The 21,670-nt window shown below is 69.1% G+C and carries 17 protein-coding genes and 1 pseudogene; 9 read left to right on the top strand and 9 right to left on the bottom strand.

Annotated features, from left to right (window positions below; genetic code table 11):
• Positions 1 to 7: 7 nt before the first annotated feature.
• The 6 genes from AC068B_RS11130 to ngcE all read right to left on the bottom strand — a co-directional run bounded on the left by AC068B_RS11130 (position 8) and on the right by ngcE (position 6,764).
• On the bottom strand, positions 8 to 889 hold the full coding sequence (locus AC068B_RS11130; RefSeq protein ID WP_468558656.1) for a carbohydrate ABC transporter permease: 882 nt from the start codon (positions 887 to 889) through the stop codon (positions 8 to 10).
• Positions 889 to 1,836, bottom strand: coding sequence for a carbohydrate ABC transporter permease (locus AC068B_RS11125; protein WP_478670686.1), 948 nt, complete (start codon positions 1,834 to 1,836; stop codon positions 889 to 891). The genes AC068B_RS11130 and AC068B_RS11125 overlap by 1 nt, the downstream gene beginning before the upstream one ends.
• 26 nt (positions 1,837 to 1,862) lie before the next feature.
• A complete protein-coding gene (locus AC068B_RS11120) occupies positions 1,863 to 3,125 on the bottom strand; it encodes an extracellular solute-binding protein (RefSeq protein ID WP_478670685.1) in 1,263 nt (420 codons plus the stop codon).
• A gap of 150 nt (positions 3,126 to 3,275) precedes the next feature.
• Positions 3,276 to 4,169 carry a carbohydrate ABC transporter permease gene (locus AC068B_RS11115; RefSeq protein ID WP_478670683.1) on the bottom strand — a complete coding sequence of 298 codons (894 nt, stop codon included), beginning with the start codon at positions 4,167 to 4,169 and terminating at the stop codon, positions 3,276 to 3,278.
• A gap of 21 nt (positions 4,170 to 4,190) precedes the next feature.
• Complete coding sequence (locus AC068B_RS11110; protein WP_478671265.1) at positions 4,191 to 5,153, bottom strand: carbohydrate ABC transporter permease; 963 nt, start codon at positions 5,151 to 5,153, stop codon at positions 4,191 to 4,193.
• A gap of 177 nt (positions 5,154 to 5,330) precedes the next feature.
• The gene (gene ngcE / locus AC068B_RS11105; RefSeq protein WP_478670682.1) at positions 5,331 to 6,764 is read right to left on the bottom strand and encodes an N-acetylglucosamine/diacetylchitobiose ABC transporter substrate-binding protein; all 1,434 of its coding nucleotides are present in this window, start codon (positions 6,762 to 6,764) and stop codon (positions 5,331 to 5,333) included.
• 518 nt (positions 6,765 to 7,282) lie between these two features.
• Here ngcE and AC068B_RS11100 point away from each other — a divergent pair.
• Positions 7,283 to 8,053 (top strand): phytanoyl-CoA dioxygenase family protein, encoded by a 771-nt coding sequence (locus tag AC068B_RS11100; RefSeq protein WP_478670681.1) that lies wholly within the window; start codon positions 7,283 to 7,285, stop codon positions 8,051 to 8,053.
• A gap of 178 nt (positions 8,054 to 8,231) precedes the next feature.
• Positions 8,232 to 12,164 carry a GH92 family glycosyl hydrolase gene (locus tag AC068B_RS11095; protein WP_478670679.1) on the top strand — a complete coding sequence of 1,311 codons (3,933 nt, stop codon included), beginning with the start codon at positions 8,232 to 8,234 and terminating at the stop codon, positions 12,162 to 12,164.
• Between the two features lie 112 nt (positions 12,165 to 12,276).
• On the opposite strand, the pseudogene AC068B_RS11090 reads toward AC068B_RS11095, so the two are convergent.
• Positions 12,277 to 12,705, bottom strand: a pseudogene (locus AC068B_RS11090) (ATP-binding protein); the annotation flags it as partial.
• Between the two features lie 126 nt (positions 12,706 to 12,831).
• Between AC068B_RS11090 and AC068B_RS11085 the strand changes: the two are divergent.
• From AC068B_RS11085 to AC068B_RS11065, 5 genes are all read left to right on the top strand, one after another.
• Complete coding sequence (locus AC068B_RS11085; RefSeq protein WP_478670677.1) at positions 12,832 to 13,617, top strand: helix-turn-helix domain-containing protein; 786 nt, start codon at positions 12,832 to 12,834, stop codon at positions 13,615 to 13,617.
• Positions 13,614 to 13,865 (top strand): DUF397 domain-containing protein, encoded by a 252-nt coding sequence (locus tag AC068B_RS11080; protein ID WP_478670675.1) that lies wholly within the window; start codon positions 13,614 to 13,616, stop codon positions 13,863 to 13,865. The genes AC068B_RS11085 and AC068B_RS11080 overlap by 4 nt, the downstream gene beginning before the upstream one ends.
• A gap of 6 nt (positions 13,866 to 13,871) precedes the next feature.
• Positions 13,872 to 14,546, top strand: a complete 675-nt coding sequence (locus AC068B_RS11075) for a DUF7019 family protein (protein WP_478670673.1) — start codon at positions 13,872 to 13,874, stop codon at positions 14,544 to 14,546.
• A 1-nt stretch (position 14,547) separates the two neighbouring features.
• On the top strand, positions 14,548 to 16,488 hold the full coding sequence (locus AC068B_RS11070) for a HEAT repeat domain-containing protein (RefSeq protein WP_478670672.1): 1,941 nt from the start codon (positions 14,548 to 14,550) through the stop codon (positions 16,486 to 16,488).
• A 167-nt stretch (positions 16,489 to 16,655) separates the two neighbouring features.
• Positions 16,656 to 18,335: an FAD-binding oxidoreductase gene (locus AC068B_RS11065; protein ID WP_478670670.1), complete on the top strand. Its 1,680-nt coding sequence runs from the start codon at positions 16,656 to 16,658 to the stop codon at positions 18,333 to 18,335.
• A gap of 75 nt (positions 18,336 to 18,410) precedes the next feature.
• Here the strand turns inward: AC068B_RS11065 and AC068B_RS11060 are convergent, their stop codons facing one another.
• Complete coding sequence (locus AC068B_RS11060; RefSeq protein WP_478670669.1) at positions 18,411 to 19,586, bottom strand: S1 family peptidase; 1,176 nt, start codon at positions 19,584 to 19,586, stop codon at positions 18,411 to 18,413.
• 267 nt (positions 19,587 to 19,853) lie between these two features.
• On the opposite strand from AC068B_RS11060, the gene AC068B_RS11055 reads away from it, so the two are divergent.
• Both AC068B_RS11055 and AC068B_RS11050 read left to right on the top strand, forming a co-directional pair.
• A complete protein-coding gene (locus AC068B_RS11055) occupies positions 19,854 to 20,246 on the top strand; it encodes a VOC family protein (protein WP_478670668.1) in 393 nt (130 codons plus the stop codon).
• Positions 20,247 to 20,399: 153 nt separating this feature from the next.
• The gene (locus tag AC068B_RS11050; RefSeq protein ID WP_478670666.1) at positions 20,400 to 21,164 is read left to right on the top strand and encodes a hypothetical protein; all 765 of its coding nucleotides are present in this window, start codon (positions 20,400 to 20,402) and stop codon (positions 21,162 to 21,164) included.
• 38 nt (positions 21,165 to 21,202) lie between these two features.
• Here AC068B_RS11050 and AC068B_RS11045 read toward each other — a convergent pair whose 3' ends face one another.
• Positions 21,203 to 21,661, bottom strand: coding sequence for a MerR family transcriptional regulator (locus AC068B_RS11045; RefSeq protein WP_478670665.1), 459 nt, complete (start codon positions 21,659 to 21,661; stop codon positions 21,203 to 21,205).
• Positions 21,662 to 21,670: the final 9 nt, after the last annotated feature.

Raw genomic sequence — 21,670 nt, 5'->3', positions numbered from 1 at the left:
CTACTGTCTACTTGACGGAGCCCGCCGTGAGCCCCGACACCACATGCCGCTCGATGAACGCGAACAGCACGATGACCGGCACGATCGCGACCACGGACGCGGCGAAGAGGTAGTTCCACTGCACCGTGTAGTTGCCGATGAAGTTGTTGATGCCGACCGTCAACGGCTGCTTGTCCGGCTGGGTGGTGAGCGTCAGGCCCATCACGAACTCGTTCCAGGACGTGATGAAGGTGAAGATCACGGCCGTCACGACGCCCGGCAGCGCGAGCGGCAGCGTCACCTTGATCATGGCGCCGAAGCGGCTGGTGCCGTCCACCATGGCGGCCTCCTCCAGCTCCGGCGGGATCGAGCTGATGTAGGCCGTCAGGATCCACACCGCGAAGGCGAGGTTGAACGCCGCGTTGGTGAGGATCAGCGTCCAGACCGAGTTGAGCATGTCCAGCTCGTGGAACTCGCGGTACAGGCCGACCAGGAGCGCCGTGGGCTGGAACATCTGGGTGACCAGGACCAGGAGCAGGAAGAGCTTGCGGCCGCGGAACCGCATGCGGGCCGTGTAGTACGCGGCGGGCAGCGAGACGAGCAGGACCAGCAGGGTGGCGCCGCCCGCGACGAGCAGCGTCACCTGGAGGTTCTGGCCGAGCTCCGACTCCTTCCAGACGTCGATGAAGTTGGCCCACTCCAGGTCCTTGGGCAGGTACGTGCGGTCCCGCAGCTCCTCCTTGGGGCGGAGCGCGGTGACGATCATCTCCAGGTACGGCGCGAGGAAGATCGCGGCCAGGAGCCACGCGCAGGCCGTGATGACCAGGGTGCGGGGCCGGAAGGTGCGTTTGGCCTTCTTCGGCCCTTCGTCCTTCCGGGGCGCGGGGCGGGTCGCCGTCGCGGTGGCCATCAGTCCTCCTCGTTCCACCGGCTGACCTTCAGGAAGATCAGCACGAGCACCACGACCATCAGGAAGTTGACGACCGACATGGCCGCGGACTCACCGATGTCGGTCTCCTTCAGCTTGTACATGAACACCATCGACGTGGAGGTGTCGTAGCCCGGACCGCCCTGGGTCATGGCCCAGATGATCGGGAAGGAGTTGAAGACGTTGATGAGGTTGATGACCACGCCGACGAGGAAGGCGGGCCGCAGCATCGGCAGCGTGATGTGGCGGTAGGTCTGCCAGGGGCTCGCGCCGTCGATGCGCGAGGCTTCGTAGACGTCCTGCGGGATGGTCTGCAGTCCGGCCAGGAGCGTGTACGTGGTGAAGGGGAGCGACACGAAGACGGCCACGCCCATCATCCACGGCCAGGCGGTCTCCGCCTTGCCCAGCCAGTCCTTGGAGCTGTCGATGAGCCCGAGGTCCAGCATGAGCGTGTTGAGGACGCCCGCGGTCTGGTTGAGCATCCACTTGAAGCCGATGGCGGTCATCAGGACGGATGCGGCCCAGGGGGCGATGAGCGCCCAGCGGACGTAGCGGCGGCCGGGGAACTTCTGGTTGAACAGCTGGGCCAGGGCCAGCGAGAGCAGCATCGTCACGGTGACGACGACGACCGTCCACACCACCGTCCAGGTCAGGACGGCCCCGAAGTCGCTCTCCTCGAAGAGCTTCTTGAACTTGTCGGTCCCGGCGCTGCCACGCACCTTGCCGGAGATGGAGATGTTGAGGAACGAGGTGCGGATCAGCTCGACGACGGGCCAGACGACCACGGCGAGGATCAGCAGGATGACGGGCGCTATCCAGGGCAGCGGACCGAGCCGGGCCAGACCGCTGCGGCGGCTCACCGGCCTGGGTGCGCGCCCGCCCCGCCCCCGGCCGGACTCGACCGGGGGCGAAGGGGCTTTGAGCGACACGAAGACTCCCTTACTTGCCTACTCGCTTACTTGGCGTCGGCCGCCGCCGACTCCGCCTTCTTCTGGAGGTCGCCGAGGACCTGCTTCGGGTCGTCGGAGACGGCCTTGCCGCCGGTCTTCTTCATCTCGGCCGAGACGACGTCCCAGGAGGTGTCGCCCAGCGGGTAGAACTTGGCGTTCGGCAGCACCTGGAAGAAGGGCTCCAGGTCCTTGTGCTTGCCGCTGTCGGTCATCTGCTTCAGGGCGTCCTTGGTGACCGGCATGAGGTTGTACATCTCGTCGAACTTGAGCATCTTCTTGGAGTACGTGAAGTCCAGGAACTTCTTCACGCCCGCCTTCTCCGCGCCGCCGTCCTTGAACGCCATCATCCAGTCGGCCACGCCGAGGGTGCTGTTCAGCGGGCCCGTCTTGCCGGGGATGGGCACGACGCCGTAGTCGACCTTGCCGTCCTTGGCCATCTGGATCAGGCTCGGGTGGCCGTTGAGCATGCCGACCTTGCCCGCCGCGAAGTCCGCGAAGGCGGTCTTGCGGTCGGTGGAGGCCGGGTTGGGGTAGGTCAGGCCGGGCTTGACCAGGTTGGTCTTGAGCCAGTCGAAGGTCTCGACGTTCTTCGCGCTGTCGAGGGTGTACTTGCCGTCGGCGTCGGTGTAGCCGCCGCCGTTGCCGAGCTCCCACATCATCGACTCGCCCTGGGTCTCCTCGGGGCCGAGCGGCAGGGCGTAAGGGGTGTCGGCGGCCTTCTTTGCCTTGATCTTCTTCGCGGCGGCGGCGAGTTCGTCCCACGTCTTCGGCGGGGTCTTGACACCGGCCTTCTTGAAGACGGCCTTGTTGTAGAACATCACGCGGCTGGAGGAGACCCACGGGATGCCGTACTCGGTGCCGTCGACCTCACCGGCCTTGGCGAAGGACGGGATGAGGTTGTCGCGGGTCTCGCGCGAGAGGACCTCGTCCGCCTTGTACAGCAGGTCGTCGGCGACCTTGTCGGCATAGCCGCCGGTCTGCAGCAGATCGGGCTCGTTGCCCGCCTGGATCATGTTCTTGACGGACTTGTCGATCTCGTTCCAGTTGATGACCTGGACGTCGACCTTGTAGCCCTTGTTGGCCTGCTCGAATTCCTTCTTGACCTCGTTCCAGTACACCTTGGAGGCGTTGGAGGCCTTGTCCCCGTAGTCGGCGGCGACGAGCTTGATCGTCTTGCTGTCCCCGCTGTCGCTGTCACCACTGCAGGCGGTAAGTCCCAGAGCCATGGCGAGCGTTGCCGCACCGGTGGCGACTATTCGATTCCTCATGCTGATTCAACCCTTCGACATCGGTGTCGACTTGAGCGCGTCCAGTCCGCACCCCGCGGCTCCGTGGCGCCGACACTACTCACGGCCCGATTCGCCTCGACAGGCCTAGACCACTTTCGTAGCCAACCTGAAATACCCTGCTCCACCTGCTCACTTGATGGCTCCCGCGGTCAGACCTGCCTGTACCTGTCGCTGGAACACGGCGTAGACGACGAGCACCGGAAGCATGGCGATCGTCAGGCCCGCGAAGAGGGCGCCCCAGTCGCCCCGGTAGCCCTGCGAGACGGCCAGTGAGGCGAGTCCCTGGGGCAGTACGTAGCTCTTCTCGTCCTCGTTGTTGAGCAGCAGCGGAAGCAGGTACTGGTTCCACTGGCCGAGGAAGTTGAAGATCCCGATGCTGACGAGTCCCGGCTTGGCCATCGGCAGCATGATCTGGAAGAAGGTACGGGTGTGGGAGGCCCCGTCGACCATCGCCGCCTCCTGCACGCCGGTCGGCAGCGTGCGGAAGAAGGAGGTCAGGAAGAAGGTGGTGAAGGGCAGTGAGTACGCGATGTACGCGATCATCAGGCCGGGCCGGGTGTCGAGGAGGCCGAAGTTCTCCATGACCGCGAAGAGCGGCACCAGGGCGAGGATGACCGGGAACATCATGCCGCCCGCGAAGAGCATGAAGATGAAGCGGTTGCCGGGGAAGGTGAAGCGGGCGATGACGTAGGCGGCCATCGAGCCGAGCAGCATGGTGCCGGTCAGGGAACCCGCGAGGATGATCAGCGAGTTGAGGGTGTACTGGCCGATGTTGGCCTTGTTCCACGCGTTGGAGAAGTTCTCCCAGTGGAAGGAGGCGGGCCAGCCCATCGGATCGCTGAGGATCTCCGCCGAGGGGCGGAGCGCGGTGAGGGCGACCCAGATCAGGGGCCCGGCGGCGAGGATCACCCAGAGGACGAGGAAGGCGTGCGAGAAGACGTTGAGGGCGCCGCCCGTCTCCTTCTCGCGCCGGGGCGCGGAGGCGGTCTTCTGCTGAGGAGCGGTGGTGGTGGTCGTGGTCATGATGCAGTGACTCCCGCGGTCTCAGTATTCGATCCGGTCGCGGTTCCCGACCCGCATGACGATCAGGGAGAACGCCATGCTCAGGCCGAGAAGGACGACGCCGATGGCGGTGGCGTAGCCGTACTGGCCGTCCCGGAACCGTTCGTAGAGGAAGACCGGGGTCACCTTCAGGACGTGTGGCGGCACCATGACCAGGCAGATCGCGAAGGTGTCGAGCGCCTGGATGCCCATGTAGATCCAGCCGGTGCGCACCGTGTCCCAGATCAGCGGCAGGGTCACGTTGAAGAAGGTGCGGGCGCGGCCCGCGCCGTCCAGGAGCGCGGCCTCGTAGATGTCCTTGGGGATGGCGCCCATCGCCGCGGAGAACAGCACGACGTAGAAGCCGATGAAGCTCCAGCTGATCACGGTGATCAGTGAGATGAGGCCGAGGGTCTGGTCGCCGCCGAGCCAGGCGGGTCCGTCGACGCCGAACTTGTCCAGACCGCCGTTGATCAGGCCGCTGTTGGTGTTGAAGACGCGGCCCCACACCACGGCGATGATGGCGACGGACAGGACCTGCGGGAAGAAGTAGACGACCTTGTAGACGGAGGAGCCCGCGACGCCCGCGATGGCCCGTCCCCTGCGATGCCGTCCGCCCGAGGTGATCATGTAGGCGAAGAACATGCCGAGGACGAGGGTGATGGCCGGGGCGATGACCAGCAGGAGCGTGCTGATCTTCAGGGACTCCCAGAAGCGGTCGTCGTTCCACATCTTCTGGTAGTTGTCGAACCCGACGAAGTTCGCGACGGGGCCGCCGGACCAGTCGGTGAACGAGTAGTAGATCGCCTGGATGAAGGGCGAGATCACGAACAGCGCGTAGAACGCGAGCGGCACGGCGAGGAAGCCCACGATGAAGCGGTACTTGTCGAGCGTGCGGTAGCGCCGGTCGTAGCGGACGCGCTCGGGGGTGAAGCGTGGTGGCAGCAGCACCGCCACCACGAACATCAGCAGGTTCGGTGGGCCCGGTGGGGGCTTGCGTTCGGCCTGCTTCTTCGGAGGTGGCGTCTTGTCCACCTGAGTGTCGGTCTTCACGCTGATCAGCCCCGCCCGCTCTTTCCCATGCCTACACGTGCTCGGTTACGTGCCGGGGGCCGGGGCCGGTGGAGGCCCCGGACCGACAGGTCAGGCCTTCTTGATCTTGGTGATGTCGGGGTCCTGCATGATCCGGTCGGAGGCCTTCTGCATGGTGTCCATCGCCTGCTTGGGTCCGATCTGACCCTGCATGAACTTGTGGATCATGTTGTTGAAGTCCTCGCGGAACAGCTCGTTGTACCAGTCCATGAACTGGGGGATCACGATGTTCTCCCCGGCCGCCTTGATCGCCGCCTGGGCGCTCGCCGCGCCCGAGGGCAGCTTCTGCCCGTCGATGGCGCCCTTGACGACGGGCATCGAGCCGATCTCCTTGAAGAGATTGAGCGCGGCTTCCTTGCTGTACATCATCCGCAGCCACTCCAGGCCGCCCTGCCGGTTCTTGGCCTTGGCCGGGACGATGAAGGGCTCACCGGCCGGGGAGTAGAGCGTGCCGAACGGCATCTTGTCGCCGGAGTCGAGCGAGGGGGTCGCGCCGACCTGCATCGCGAAGTCCTTCGGCGTGGTGTCCTTGGCCTCGTTCTCCACCCAGGAGCCGTTGGGCACGAAGAGGCACTTGCCTTCCTTCGTCCACGCGGTCTGCATCTCGGTGTGCGCCTCGGTGCCGTCGAAGCCGGTCAGGACGTACTTCTTGGCGACCAGCTCCTCCCAGGCCTCGAAGACCTCCTTGACCGCCTCGTGCTTCCAGGCGTTCGGCTCCAGGTAGTCCATCGCCGTGGTGACCTCGCGGCCGCCGCGCTGCGCGAACATCGCGTACATGCTGAAGAACATGTAGCGCGGGTGACCGCCCGGGTAGCTCCAGCCGTGGATGCCCTTGGCCTTGGCCTTCTTGCAGACGGCGAGCATCTCGTCCCAGGTCTTGGGATACGAGGAGTCGAGCCCGTCCTCAAGGAGCTTCTTGGAGTACCAGTTGCCGTACACGGTCAGCGCGATGTTGAGCTGGTAGCACTCCTTGCCGCCGAAGCGGCCCATCTGCTCGACGACCGGCACGAGCGTCTCGCGCACGGTGACGTTCGGGTCGTCCCACGAGGGCGCGTCGAGCACCTCGCTGAGGTCGGCGACCTGCTTGTTGTGCACCAGCTTGCCGGGGTTCATCTGGTCGGCGCCGGAGTTGTTGACGACGTCGGCGGTGGGCTTGCCGCGGACGATCTTCGGCTGGACCTGGGTGGCGATCTTCTCGGTGGGCTTCTGCTCCGGATCGGCCTTGGGGTACTTCTTGTCGTACATGTCCGTGACGAACTGAGCGTACTTGTCGCCGTACCCGCCGTTGAAGATGTAGACGGTGAGTCCGGCGTCCTCCGCGACACCGAGCGGATTCTTCTTGCTCTTGTCGCCCTTTTCGGCCTTGTTCTCGTCGCCGCCGCCACTGGCGCACGAACTGAGTGCCCCCACGGCGGGCACCGCGAGCAGCCCCGCGACCGCGGCCCTCTTCATGACATCACGACGGTTGACGCTGGTGGATCCCATGCTCAAGTCCTCGCCTTCTCCAGGACTCAGGCGGTGAACCGGACCCTCCCCGGCACCGCGGTGGTGTGAAGCTGGGCTCGTGCGCCGGGTTCTCTGACGGGAAAAGGCAGTTGACGTTCGACGCCCCCGCCCCAACACCCCCGGGCCTGCGGCCGGTCGGACGGCCGGGCAGACGCGGACAGGTATAGTCCACTCGCGGCCGGGTGGGCAAGATCGAATACGACTTTGGACTGCAGCCTTTTCCGAGTTGAGACCTGCGACGATCCCCGGTCGGGGCCAGTGAAGATCCCCGTCCGAACCTCTCGCACATCGCCGCCGGAACCCGTGGACTTTCGCGCCGGTTTCCATGGACTTTCCCTCGTGCCACCCGAGTGGCCGGACGGGGCGGCACCGTGCGGCGCTCCCCGCCGGGGCCGAAACCGGGCCGCTGCCATCACGCCACCCCGAGGCGATCACCCGACACAAGCGGTGCGGAGGATGTCGGGTGAGCGGGGCCCGTGCCGCCGCACGATGGGCCCATGGACGACACGACCTTGGTATCCCGCTTCCTCCGCGACGGCTTCGTGAAGCTGGCGGGCGCCGTCGCGCCGCGCGTGGCCGCGGACTGCGCGCGGCTGCTGTGGCGGGAGACCGGCTGCGACCCGGACGACCCCTCGACGTGGACGCGGCCCGTGCACTGGGTGCCCGGCATGGCGCAGGGGCCGTTCGCCGCCGCGCCCAACTCCCCGTCCCTGCACCACGCCTACGACCTGCTCGTCGGCGCGGGCCGCTGGGAGCCGCGCTACTCGCTGGGTACGTTCCCGCTGCGCTTCCCTCACGCGCAGGAGCCGGACGACGCGGGCTGGCACATCGAGGGGAGCTATCTGCCGGAGGGCGAGAGCTGGTACTTCACCAATCTGCGCTCCCGGGGGCGGGCACTGCTGATGCTGTACCTGTTCAGCGAGGTCGGCGAGGAGGACGCCCCGACCCGGATCCGGATCGGCTCCCACCTCGACGTGCCGAAGGTGCTGGAGAAGTACGGGGAGGACGGGGCCAGCGGGCTGGCCCTCGCGTCCGATCTGGTCGCGGCGTCCGACCACCGGCCGCTCGCCCTCGCCACCGGATCCCCGGGCGACGTCTTCCTCTGCCATCCGTTCCTGGTGCACGCGGCGCAACCGCATCACGGGGTCCGGCCGCGCTTCATGGCCCAGCCGCCGCTGATGCCTGCCGCGCCGTACGAACTGGAGCGGGCCGACGGCGCGTACTCTCCCGTGGAGATCGCGATCCGCCGGGGCCTGGGGCTCTTCTGACGGATTCCCCACGAAGTCGCGTCGCCCGGGACACCCCTGCTCCGGGCGACCCCCACCCCTCTCCTACACCATCCCGACCCCCGTCAACAGCCTTGACACCACTCGCCACTTGCCTCCCTACTAGACCTTGCGCAGCGACCGTGACAACGTTGTCCAACCCGCAAGGAGGGGCTCGGGGATGCCGCACTCGGTACGCCAATCGGCACGCAATACGGCACGCAGACCTCGTTTCAGACACCAGCGTCCGCCCGGTCAGGGGCCCCGCTCGGCCGTGGCCGTCGGGACGTTGGCGTTCGCGCTCGTCGTGGCGGCACAGGGGGCCGCCGTCGCCGGGCCCGAGCGGCCGCCCCGGACGGACCGGGAGTTCTCCTCGTCCTTCGAGGAGGGCCAGGCCCTGCCGGACTGGCTGAACACCGTCGAGACGGGGTCCGACGGCAAGAAGAAGTCCGCCGGGGTGAACGGCGAGTTCAGCTCCGGGCTGCCCGGCAGCGTGAACGACCACGTCACCGAGGTGCGGGCCAGCGGTGAGAACGCCGGGTCCGGCGAGGTCGCGGCGAACCTCGTCGACGGCGAGGCGACCAGCAAGTGGCTGACGTTCGCCAAGGACGGCTGGGCCGAGTTCGACCTCGACGAGCCCGCGAAGGTCGTGACGTACGCGCTCACGTCGGCCAACGACCACGCCGAACGCGACCCGAAGGACTGGACCCTCAAGGGCTCGACCGACGGCAAGGACTGGAAGGTCCTCGACGAGCGGAAGGGCGAGACCTTCGACGGGCGGCACAAGACGAAGAAGTACGACTTCGCCAAGCCCGACGACGCCAAGGCCTACTCCCACTTCCGCCTCGACGTCACCGCCAACAACGGCGCCGACGACGCACTCCAGCTCGCCGACGTGCAGTTGTCGGTCGGCGGCACGGAGGCGCCCGCCCCCGAGGACATGCTGAGCCTGGTGGACCGGGGCCCGAGCGGCTCCCCCACCGCAAAGTCCGGTGCCGGGTTCACCGGGAAGCGCGCGCTGCGCTACGCGGGCAGCCACAAGGCGGACGGCCGCGGCTATTCGTACAACAAGGTCTTCGACGTCAATGTGAAGGTCGGGCGGGACACCGAGCTCGGGTACCGCGTCTTTCCCGCCATGGCCGAGGGCGACCTCGACTACGCCGCCACGAACGTCTCCGTGGACCTCGCCTTCACCGACGGCACCTATCTGAGTGAGCTGAGCGCCGTCGACCAGCACGGATTCCCGCTGACCCCGCAGGGGCAGGGCGACTCCAAGGTGCTCTACGTGAACCAGTGGAACAACGTCGACTCGCGCATCGGGCAGGTCGCGCGCGGCAAGACCGTCGACCGCGTCCTCATCGCGTACGACGCCCCCAAGGGCCCGGCGAAGTTCCGCGGCTGGCTCGACGACGTGTCGCTGAAGGAGAAGGCCCCGGCGAAGCCGAAGGCGCACCTCTCCGACTACGCCGACACGCGGCGCGGCACCAACTCCAGCGGCGGCTTCTCGCGCGGCAACAACTTCCCCGCCACCGCGGTCCCGCACGGCTTCAACTTCTGGACGCCGGTGACCAACGCGGGCTCCCTGAGCTGGCTGTACGACTATGCGCGCAGCAACAACAGCGACAACCTGCCGACGATGCAGGCGTTCAGCGCGAGCCACGAGCCGAGCCCGTGGATGGGCGACCGGCAGACGTTCCAGCTGATGCCGTCCGTCGACAAGGACACCCCCAGCGCGTCCCGCACCAAGCGGGCGCTGCCCTTCAAGCACGAGAAGGAGACGGCGCGCCCGCACTACTACGGCGTGACGTTCGAGAACGGCCTCAAGGCCGAGATGGCGCCGACCGACCACGCGGCGATGATGAAGTTCACCTATCCCGGTGACGACGCGAGCGTCATCTTCGACAACGTCTCGGACAAGGGCGGCCTGACCCTCGACAAGGAGAACGGCATCGTCTCCGGCTTCTCGGACGTCAAGTCCGGTCTGTCGGCCGGTGCCACGCGCCTCTTCGTCTACGGCACCTTCGACACCCCCACCACCGCGGGCGGCAAGCTGGACGGCGGCGGTGGCGGCGACGTGACGGGCTACCTGCGCTTCAAGCCCGGCAAGGACCGCACCGTCAACCTCCGCCTCGCCACGTCCCTCATCAGCCTGGACCAGGCGAAGGCGAACCTCGCCGACGAGATACCGGCGGGCACCTCCTTCGACCGCGTCAAGAACCGCGCCCAGCAGCAGTGGGACGACATCCTCGGCAAGGTCGAGGTGGAGGGCGCGAGCGAGGGCCAGCGCACGAGTCTCTACTCCAGCCTGTACCGCCTCTACCTGTACCCCAACTCCGGCTTCGAGAAGGTCGGGGCGAAGGGCGGCAAGGCGACGTACAAGTACGCCTCCCCGTTCTCGCCGCAGACCGGGCCCGACACCCCGACCCACACCGGCGCGAAGATCGTCGAGGGCAAGCCGTACGTCAACAACGGCTTCTGGGACACGTACCGCACGACGTGGCCCGCCTACTCGCTGCTCACTCCGAAGAAGGCGGGTGAGCTGGTCGACGGCTTCGTGCAGCACTACAAGGACGGCGGCTGGACCTCGCGCTGGTCGTCGCCCGGTGCCGCGGACCTGATGACGGGCACGTCGTCCGACGTGGCGTTCGCCGACGCGTACACCAAGGGCGTGAAGTTCGACGCGGAGGCCGCGTACGACGCCGCCCTGAAGAACGCGTCCGTGGTCCCGCCGACCTCGGGCGTCGGCCGCAAGGGCATGAAGACGTCGCCGTTCCTCGGCTACACGCCCAGCGAGACGCACGAGGGCCTGTCGTGGGCCCTGGAGGGTTACGTCAATGACTACGGGATCTCCCGGATGGGAGCGGCCCTCTACAAGAAGACGGGTAAGAAGCACTACAAGGAGGAGTCCGAGTACTTCCTCAACCGTGCCCGTGACTACGTGAACCTCTTCGACGGCAAGGCGGCGGGCGCGGGCACCGATCCCGGCTTCTTCCAGGGCAAGGACGGCAAGGGCGTGTGGCGCGTCCCCTCGGAGAAGTTCGACCCTCGCGTGTGGGGCCACGACTACACCGAGACCAACGCCTGGGGTTACGCCTTCACCGCCCCGCAGGACTCGCGCGGTCTGGCGAACCTGTACGGCGGCCGCAAGGGCCTCGGGGAGAAGCTCGACACGTACTTCGCCACTCCGGAGACCGGCTCCGCGGAGTTCGCGGGCTCCTACGGAGGCGTCATCCACGAGATGACGGAGGCGCGTGACGTACGCATGGGGATGTACGGCCACTCCAACCAGGTCGCCCACCACGCCGCGTACATGTACGACGCGGCCGGGCAGCCGTATAAGACGCAGGAGAAGGTCCGCGAGGTCCTCTCCCGTCTCTACACGGGCAGCGAGATCGGCCAGGGCTACCACGGCGACGAGGACAACGGCGAGCAGTCCGGCTGGTACCTCTTCTCCTCGCTGGGCTTCTACCCCCTGGTCATGGGCAGCGGTGAGTACGCCATCGGGTCGCCGCAGTTCACGAAGATGACCCTGCACCTCGACAACGGCCGCGACCTGGTCGTGAAGGCGCCGAAGAACAGCGCGAAGAACGTGTACGTGCAGGGCCTGAAGGTCAACGGCAAGGCGTGGAAGTCGACCGCGCTCCCGCACGACGTCGTCGCCCGCGGCGGGGTCCTGGAGTTCGACATGGGCCCGAAGCCGTCGGCCTGGGGCAGCGGCAAGAACGCCCAGCCCGCGTCGATCACCAAGGACGACAAGGTCCCGTCGCCGAGGACGGACGCCCTCAAGGGTGAGGGTGCGCTCTTCGACAACTCGTCGGCGACCGAGGCCACGTCCGACGCGGCGATCGAGCTGCCGGTCGGCAAGGAGACGAAGGCGGTCCAGTACACGCTGACGTCACCCGCCGACAAGGCGAAGGCGCCGCGCGACTGGGTGCTGCAGGGCTCCTCGGACGGCGAGAAGTGGAAGGACCTGGACAAGCGCTCGGGCGAATCCTTCGCCTGGGACCAGCAGACCCGGGCCTTCACGATCGACCGCCCGGGGACGTACGGCCACTACCGGCTGGTCCCGAAGGGCGGGGCGGCGACGCTCGCGGAGGTGGAGCTGCTCGGCTGATCCCGGACCCGTCCGGCACGTCGCACCACCCCGGCCCGCCGTCCCCGACCTTCGTCGGGAGCGGCGGGCCGGGCCGCTCACCCCCCTGGACCACCACCTCGCCCGCGTCGCCGCGGGCCTGGACGTCTTCGCCACCGAGGGCGAACTCGCACCACACCTCCTTGCCGGGGTCCTGTTCCTCCACCCCCCACTTGTCGGCCAGCGCCGCCACGAGCAGCAGCCCCCGCCCCGACTCGCCGTCCTCCCGTTCTTCGAGGTCGAGCCGCGGCCGCCCGCTGCCGCTGTCGTGCACGGCGACGCGGATCACGTCGCCCGCGTGGTGCACGTACAGCCGGAACCCCCGCCCTGGCGGGGCGCCGTGCAGCAGCGCGTTGGTCGCCAGCTCGCTGACGCAGAGCGTGATGTCGTCCGCGCGCTCCCCGTGGACGCCCCAGTCAGCGAGCGCGGCGGCCGTGAAGGCGCGGGCTGCGGGGACGGACCGGCCTTCTCGCCGGTAGAAACTTTCTCGGTTCACGTGACGACAGTCACACTGCGTGGCCATGATGAAGCAGTGAGTAAACCCGTACGCCTGGTCTGTACGGGTTTCCTGTGTGAAAACACGGCTTCAGGTGGGGAGTTGGACCGCATGAGCAGCCCAAAGCGACGACCACGTAGGAACGCCTCGGCGATGAGGATGGTGGGCGCGCTGCTCGCCCTTCACAGGGCGGCCGCGGGGTACACACAGAGATCGCTGGCCGATCGGTTCGGCCTGAGCGAGGAGCAGATCGCCTCCGTGGAGCAAGGGCGGCGCCCGTTGAAGCTGGATCTGGCGGTGCAGCTGGATGATTTTCTCGGTACGAACGGCACGCTGGAGACGGCGGTCTCCAATATGCCGGAGGTGGACCTCGTTCCACGGTGGGCGGAGGAATATCTGGACTGCGAGCGGGAAGCGATCGCCATCTCCTGGTACGAGAGCCTGCTGGTGCCTGGTCTGCTGCAGACGGAGGCCTATGCGCGGGCGGTATTCCGCAGCCGCGTCCCGGTGTACGACGAGGACGAGATCGAGCGGCTCGTCGCGGCGCGCATCGAGCGCCGCGACCTGCTGCACTGCAAGCAGCCGCCAATGACCAGCTTCATGATCTGGGAGGCCGCGCTGAAGGACGAGTTGGGCGGAAGTCAGGTGCACGCCGAGCAGTTGCACCACCTCCGGGAGTACACGGAACTGCCGGGGCTTGCGGTGCAAGTTCTACCGTTGGGCCGGTCTACCCACGCAGGCCTCGAAGGCCCGTTCATCTTGCTCGAAACACCCGAGCACCAGCGGCTGGCCTACTCCGAAACCCAGCGCGGCAGTCACCTGATCGCTGATCCGGACGAGGTGGCGATCCTGACCCAGAAGTATGCGATGCTGCGAACACAGGCCCTCAACGCGGAGGACACCAGGGACCTGTTGGACCGTCTGCTAGGAGAACAATGAGCGGCAGCACCGCGCTTGAGTGGTTCAAGTCCAGTTACAGCGGCAGCGAAGGCGGCCAGTGCCTCGAAGTCGCCTACACCTGGCGCAAGTCCAGCTACAGCAGTGGCGAAGGCGGCGCCTGCCTAGAAATCGCCGCCCACCCCACCGCCATCCACATCCGCGACTCCAAGAACCCGGACCGCCCCCACTTCACCGTCGCCCCGGACGCCTGGACCGCCTTCCTGTCCCTCCCCCAGGCCCGCGCCTAGCGTCACGTGCGGTACTACCTCTACGTCTCCGGCGCCAAGCTGGACATGCTGTACGAGCAGATCCCGCCCAAGCTCCTGAAGCGGATCGCCGTCGAGGCGAAGGTCGACCTCAAGGTGCTCAGCGTCGCCGTTCAGTCGCCGCGTGCCGACACGACCACGTACGACCGGCTGGACATCGTCGAGGCGTACCTGGAGCGGGAGTTCGACGTCAGTTGGATGACGGAGCCCAGACCCTGGTTCCGGGGTGATCTGGAGCTGCGGATCGCCGGGTACGGGTCCCCCGCCGGGCCCACGTTCATGACGGGGCGCGACGGCGACACCGTCGTCGCGCTGATCGGATCGGCGCACCATCTGCTCGGGCAGCGGACCGCTCCGGACACGATCCGAGCCTCCCACTCGATGCTGCCGTCCTTGTTCCGGCTGCTGCGGGACGCGCCGGAGGACTGGCCCCGTCACCACCGTGCGGCGAGGTCGGACGTCCCGCCCCACGAGGAGGAGGCGGCGCACCAAGTCCTCGAATTCGCGGAGTCGTTGACGGTCCCGCCGGTCTACGGCGAGTTCCTCGCGCGGCGGCTGCTGCACGCCACCGTCACCGGGCGGGACGGACGGCAGGTCGAGATCGTCGTGGGCACGCCGTTGTACGTGGCGATGGCCGACGAGGACGCGCGCCGGGAGGCCTGACGTGGAGCCGGACATCGTGGGGATGCGGCTGAAGGGCGATGTCGCGGGCCTGCGCGAGGTCATGCGGTCCGGCCCGTCGCCGTACACCGTGTGGGCCGTCGACCTGCTGCGGGACATCGGCGGACGGGCGGCCGCCGACGCCCTCTTCGACTGCGTGGACCGGCCGGACGACTACCCGCGCTGGCTGCACCTGCACGCCCTGTCCGCCCTCGCGGAACTGCGGGACCGCCGCGCCCTGCCGGTGATCCTCGGGCAGGTGCGGCGCGGTGCGCCGGGCGAGGGGGCGCGGGCGGTCCGGATGTACGAGGACCTGGGCGCCATCGGCGGACCCGAGGCGGTCCGCGAACTCGTCCACCGGCTGGGCGATCCGAAGCCGCCACGCGTGGTCGTCGAAGTGGTGGCCCGGCTGCGCCCGCCGGAGGCCGTTCCCGTACTGATGGCCGCGCTCTGGGCGCTGCTGCCCGGTGACGAGCTGCACACCGTGGAGGCCCTGGGGGCGATGCGCGACCCTCGTACCGGACCGGCCCTGCTGTTCCTGGTGCGTTCGCAAGGCACTTCGCCACGGCTGCGCAAGGCGGCGGTCCTGGCGCTCGCCGAGATCCCCGAGGATTCCTGGCCGCCACCGGCCGGGCTGTCCCCCGAAGTCATGCTGCGGCGCGCGCTGCGCGATCCGGACGCGGCGACCGCGCGCCCCGCGGCCGCGCTCCTGGCCAGGACGGAGAACGGCCGGGACGAACTGCGGGCCCACCTCATGGACACCACGCCGGGGCGCGCGGCCGCCTACCGCGCCCCGGACTGCTCCGCCGTCACGGTCTGCGCGCTCATCCAGGAGCGGCCCGAACTCTTCGGCCCGGCGCGGGACTACCGGGACCTGCCGACCCTGATCGAGCTGCTCGGCGAGGAGTCGGTACCGGCGGTGCGCAGGGCGGCGGCCGCCGCGCTCGGCGCCCTCGGGGGCGAGGAGGCGGCCGACGCGCTCCTCGCCGCACTCGGCGACGCACGCATCGGCGACGCGGTCGCGCGTGCCCTGTCCGCCCTGCCCACACCGCCGCCCGTACGGGAGTTGCTCGCGGCGCTGGCCGACGGGTCGCCCGGGGCCCGGTACCGGCGGCGGAGCGCGGCCGTGTCGCTGGGGCTGCTTGAGTGCGCCGACGCGGCAACGCTGCTCCTCGACGCGCTCGCCGCGCCCGACGCGGAGGACACCAGGGACGTACGGTCGGCCGCCGCCGACGCGCTCGGCGCCCTGCGGCACGGACCCGCCGCCGGGCGCCTCGCCGCTCTCGTGGGCGACGGCGAGGAGCCCGGCACGCTCCGCGCCCGCGCCGTCCACGCGCTCGGACTGATCGGCGCGGGCGAGTCGTTGCCGGTGCTGCTGGCCGCCGCCCGGGATCCGCTGGAGCCGGTGCGAGTGCAGGCGGCGCAGGCGTTGGGACTGTTCCCTGTCGCCGAGGCCGCCGACGCGCTCGGGGAGCTCGCGGCGGGCGACGCGAGCCGTGATGTGGCGCGGGGCGCGGTGCGGGCCCTGGGCCGGATCGGCGCTCCGGGAGCGCACGTTCTGGCCTCGCTTGCGGAGCCGCCGCGGTTCCGGCGGCGCATCGGGGACGAACTGGTCGCGGCGCTCGCCGGGTGCCCGGGAGCCGTGGCGGTGGCGGCGTTGGCCGGTCTTGCGGTCTCACCGGAGACCGCAGACGTCCATCGGCCCGCGGCCGAGGCGCTGGCCGACCGCCGCTCCCCCGACTGCGTCGCGCCCCTGGCGGCGGTGCTCGCCACCGCACGCCCGGCCCACCGGCACGGCCCCGCGCTGCGCGGTCTCGCGGCGCTGGGCACGGCGGAGGCCGACGCCCACGTCGTCGCGTACTGCCGGACGCACGGCCTCGCGGGCGAGGAGCAGCGTGCGGCGCTGCGCGTCGTCGCGGACCGCCGGACCGCTCGTCCGGTCTGACCGGCTGACCCGCTGGCCAAAAAGCGCTCCGTCTCCGGGCCCACCCCTAAGGGGTACGTCTGCACCCTGGGGAGCAGGCGCCCCTTGACCGAACGGTGGATGACGGCGGTCACACCCGCCGTGATGGTGGTGGGGTCAACGAGACCTCACCCGACGGGGGACAGCACATGGAAGGCACGACCGAGCCAGGACAGCCACGTACCGGAACCGCACCCGGACCCGCTCCCAGCCGCAGACGCGTGCTCGCCGCCACGGCGTCCGGGGGCGCGGCACTGGCCGCCGGGGCGGCAGGTACGGCCGAGGCAGCCCCGAACCGGCCCACCGCGACCACCACGGCGCGTGCCGGGGCACCCACCGCCCCCATCGGCCCCGACGACCCCCGCTACCTCTCCCTCACCCAGCGCGGCTGCAACGGCCGCTTCATCGGCAGGCCCGACTACTTCCGCGTCGTGCACTCCACCGCCGAGGTCGTCGACGCCGTCCAGCACGCCGTGCGCCAGGGCAAGCGCATCGCCGTACGCAGCGGCGGCCACTGCTTCGAGGACTTCGTCGACCACCCGGACATCAAGGCCGTCATCGACATGTCGCCGATGCGCGAGATCTCGTACGACGCCGAGCGACGGGCCTTCTGTGTGGAGCCCGGCGCGATGCTCGCCGAGGTGTACCGCGAGCTGTTCATCGGCTGGGGCGTGACCATCCCCGCGGGGGCGACCGCCGAGGTCGGCATCGGCGGCCACGTCGTCGGCGGCGGGTACGGCGTGATGTCGCGGCGCGACGGCGTCTCCGTCGACCATCTGCACGCGCTCGAAGTCGTCGTCGTGGACAAGGACGGCACCGCCCGCGCGGTCATCGCGGGACGCGACCCCGACGACCCGCACCACGACCTGTGGTGGGCGCACACCGGCGGGGGCGGCGGCAACTTCGGCATCGTGACGCGCTACTGGTTCCGTACTCCTGGAGCCCACGGCGACGACCCGACGAAGCTGCTGCCGAAGGCCCCCGCCTCCTTCCTCGCCTTCCGGGCCGGATGGACCTGGAAGGATCTCGACGCGCGGGACTTCAAGACCCTGATGCGCAACCACGGACAGTGGTGCGAGCGCAACAGCGACCCCGACTCGCCGTACGCGCACCTGTTCAGCGTGCTGATGGTCAACACCACGCAGGCGGCGGGCTCCGGTGCCGTCCTCGCCGGGGTGATCGACGCGGCCGTGCCCGGCGCGCAGCGGCTCGTCGACGACTACATCGCCGCCGTCGGCCGGGGCGTGGGCGCCGCGCCCGCGATCCGCAGGCCGCCGCTGTCGTGGCTGAACGCGCTGACCTCCATCACGGACACCAGGTCCTCGCCGTTCAAGGTCAAGAGCGCGTACCTGCGGAAGACCTTCACGGACCGGCAGCTCGACGTCCTGCACGAGCACCTGCGGCCGTCCGACGACCCGGCCCAGCGCATCAGCGGCACGCTGTGGCTCGTCGCGTACGGCGGCGCGGCCCGCAAGGTCGCCCCCGCCGCCACCGCCGTCGCCCAGCGCGACTCGATCCTGAAGGCCGTCTACATGGCGGGCTGGGACGCGGAGACGCAGGACGGCGAGCGCCAGACCGACTGGGTGCGCTCGCTCTACCGCGGGGTGTACGCCGACAGCGGCGGCGTCCCGGTGCCGGGCGCGGTCAGCGACGGGGCGTTCATCAACTACCCGGACGCGGACCTCGCCGACCCGGAGCAGAACACGTCGGGCGTGCCCTGGTACACGCTCTACTACAAGGACAACTACCCGCGCCTGCAACGGGTGAAGGCGAAGTACGACCCGCGCGACGAGTTCCGGCACCGGCTGGCGATCCGTCCGGCGCGGTAGGCGGGTGTGGTGCGCCCGGCAGCGCACAGGGACCGCCGGGCGCACCTTCGATCGCTGCCGACCGATATCGACCGGTCAGGCGGTGTGCAGCCGCAGGTTGTACCGCTGAAGGATCTCGTTCACCGGCTGGAACCACGTCTCGCCACCGCTGCCGCAGTTGCCCCAGCCGCCGGACGTGACGCCCTGGGCCTGGTCGCCGCTGATGAACGAGCCGCCCGAGTCACCGCCCTCGGCGCAGACGCTGGTCTTGGTCAACTGGTGGACGATGGCGCCACCCGAGTAGTTGACGGTCTCGTTCTTGGCGAGAAGATTCCCGCAGTGCCACTTCGTGGTGGAACCGGAGCGGCAGATCGACGTGCCGACGGGCATCTCCGCGGAGCCCTTGACCAGCCGGTCGGGGATGGTGCCCCAGCCGAGCACGACGGGCACGGTCCACCAGCCGCTGCCGACGGACACCCACGCGTAGTCGTTGTCGGGGAACGAAGACCCCTGGAACGAACCGATGTTGGAGTTGTCCCAGCCGCGCACACCCGCGCCCGCCTTGCCGCAGTGCCCGGCCGTGACGAAGCCGCCGTGCACGGAGAAGCCTATGGAGCAGCGGACGTTGCCGGTGTAGTACGGGTCGCCGCCGACGGTTCCGGCGGCGAAGGTGCTCGGACCCTCGGGGACGGTGCCCACGCGGACGGGGGCGGTGGCGCGGACGCGCTTCAGGAAGGCTGTGACATCGTTGTCCGCACGGTGGCCTTCGACGACGTCGACGACGACGCGATTAGCCTTGGCATCGACCCGCCAACTGGCCACCCCATCAGGCGCCTTGACCTTCTTGGCCAACTTGTCGACGCGCTCCTTCGCCGCGTCCAGCCTGGCGGCACTGTGCTCGACGAACCGGACGTCGGCGCCGGTCTCCCGCACCTCGGCGGCGGCCCCGCGCCCGGCCAGGGCAACGGTGAGCCGCCCGCTCCCGGCATCGAACCAGGCCCCGCCGAACGCCGCACCGGCCGCCTTCCGCGCGGCGCGCTCGACCTTGAGCGACTGCTTCTCGTCGGCGAGCCGCTCGCGCGCGGCGGCGGGCGACAGCCCGAAGTCGCGCTCCATCGCCCGGAGAAGCCCGTCCGAGGCGGGCGCCTCGTCGGCGCCGGACGAGGTCGTACCGGGATCGGCGGCCGCGGCGGGAACGAGGGCGGTCCCGGCACAGGCGGCCGCCAGCAGGAAGGCGGACAGGCCGAGGCGTGCACTGGTCTTGCGTCTCACAGGGTGTCCTCTCGTCGTTCCAACGGTTCGTGCCAACGGGGGTGCGCTGGACCTGAGTTGAATGGGTGAGAGCGCTCTCTGTGCGTGGTGCGGCTGAGCGTAGAGAGCCTGCGCGGACAAGTCCAGACCTGCCACGGGCGGTCCGTGGCACGGCGAGCGGCTCGACAGCACGGCCCCGTCATGCCTAAGATCCACGGCGACATCGCGTGTCGGTCACCGGCTGGGTGAGGCATGGAGGTGTCGGGAGATGCCTTATGGAGGCATTCCTTGTCAGTTCAGTTGAATCACACGATCGTCCATGCCCGGGACAACCGGGAGTCCGCCGAGTTCTTCGCGGAGCTGTTGGGCCTCGAAATCGCCGCAGAATGGGGCCCGTTCATCGCGGTCGCCCTCAGCAACTCGGTCACCCTCGACTTCGCCGCCGTTCCCGCCGAGTCGATCACCCCGCAGCATTACGCCTTCCTTGTCTCCGAGGCGGAGTTCGAAGCTGCGTACGAAAAGATCCGGACACTCGGCATCGAGCACTGGGCCGACCCGCACCAGAAGCAGCCGGGCGAGTTCAACCGCAACGACGGCGGCCGTGGCGTGTACTTCCTGGATCCCGCGGGGCACGCCATGGAGCTCATCACCGTGCCGTACGGCGGGTGGCCGCAGAAGTAGGGCGGGAAAGGCAGAACGGGAAGTAGCACGGCTCCTGTGCGGCGGGTATCCCTGGATCCGGGGATACCCGTCCCGCATTCCTCCTGGGAACTTCGTGGTCCGAGGTGCGGGACGCGCCCTGAGCGCCCCGCACAGGGAGAGGAGAACCACGACATGACGCGATGGACCAGCGGCCGCCTGTGGCGCCCGGCGCTCGCCGTGGCCATGGGCCTGGCGGCAGCCATGGGCACGGGGGCGCAGGCATCGGGAGCGACGCGGGGCGGGGAGTCCGAGGCCGCCGCCTCCGGCTATCTGAACCTGCACCAGTGCGCCTACTACGCGAGCGGCCTCGACGACCACTTCAACACCTTCGTGACACCGAGCGGCGACGGCCGCTACTCCACCGGCACCAAGCACTCCGCCACCGCCGACACCACGGCGGCGTGCGGCGCGGGCAACGGCAATCACGTACCGGTCCCGCTGCTGCACGGCGTCAAGGCGCTGAACCTGGGCACCGGGCGCTACCTCAACCTCCAGCAGTGCGACTACTACCGGAGCGCGAGCACCGACCGCTTCACCACCCTGGTGACACCGAGCGGCGACGGACGCTACTCCACCGGCACGAAGGTCTCGAACACCAAGGAGACCTCTCCCACCTGCGGTCCCGGCAACGGCAGCCACGTGCCCAACCCGGGCCTCTCGGGCTCCCTGCCCCTGGACCTGACCGCGGGCCGCTACCTCAACCTGCACCAGTGCGTGTACTACTCGGAGCGGCTCAAGAGCCACATGACGAGCGTGGTGCCCGCCCCGGACAACCGGTACACGACGGGCACGAAGATCTCCGACACCCAGGAGACGACTCCGACCTGCGGCGCGGGGAACGGCGACTACGTACTCATCCCGCTGCTGTCGGCCGTGCAGAACATTCCGCTGAGCTGATCACTCACACCCGGGGGAGGCGGGCCGTCGCGTGTTCGTCACGCGGCGGCCTGCCGGGCGGCGGTGACGAGGTCGGCGTCAGGGAAGCGGCCGCGCGGGGTGCGCGCGGTCAGCTCGGCGTCCATGATGGAGCAGCTCCCCGCGATGTCGTCGCTCGTGCAGTTCAACGCGTGGCGGAGATAGCCCCGGGCCGCCTCCAACTCCGCGATCGTCCGTTCGAGGCGCACGAGTTGGGCGTCGATGGCCTCCCGCCAATCGTCCCGCGCGGCCTTGCCCGAGGTGACGACGGCGGCCTGGTCCAACGGCATCCGGCCGACCACGCAGCACAGATAAGCGAGGCCGAGACGGCGCAGGTCGGCGTCGCCGTAGAGCCGCTTGCCGCCGTGGCGGGCGGGCGGATTGAGCACGCCCTGCTGCTCCCACCACCGCACCGTGGACGGCGCCAGGCCGTAGAGAGCCGCCGCTTCACCGATGAGGACCTCACTTCGCCGCGTCATGAACACAGT

The organism is Streptomyces sp. NPDC042371 (assembly GCF_056437465.1).
Note: the sequence above shows the minus strand (reverse complement) of the source record. Positions and strands in the feature narration are given on the sequence as shown.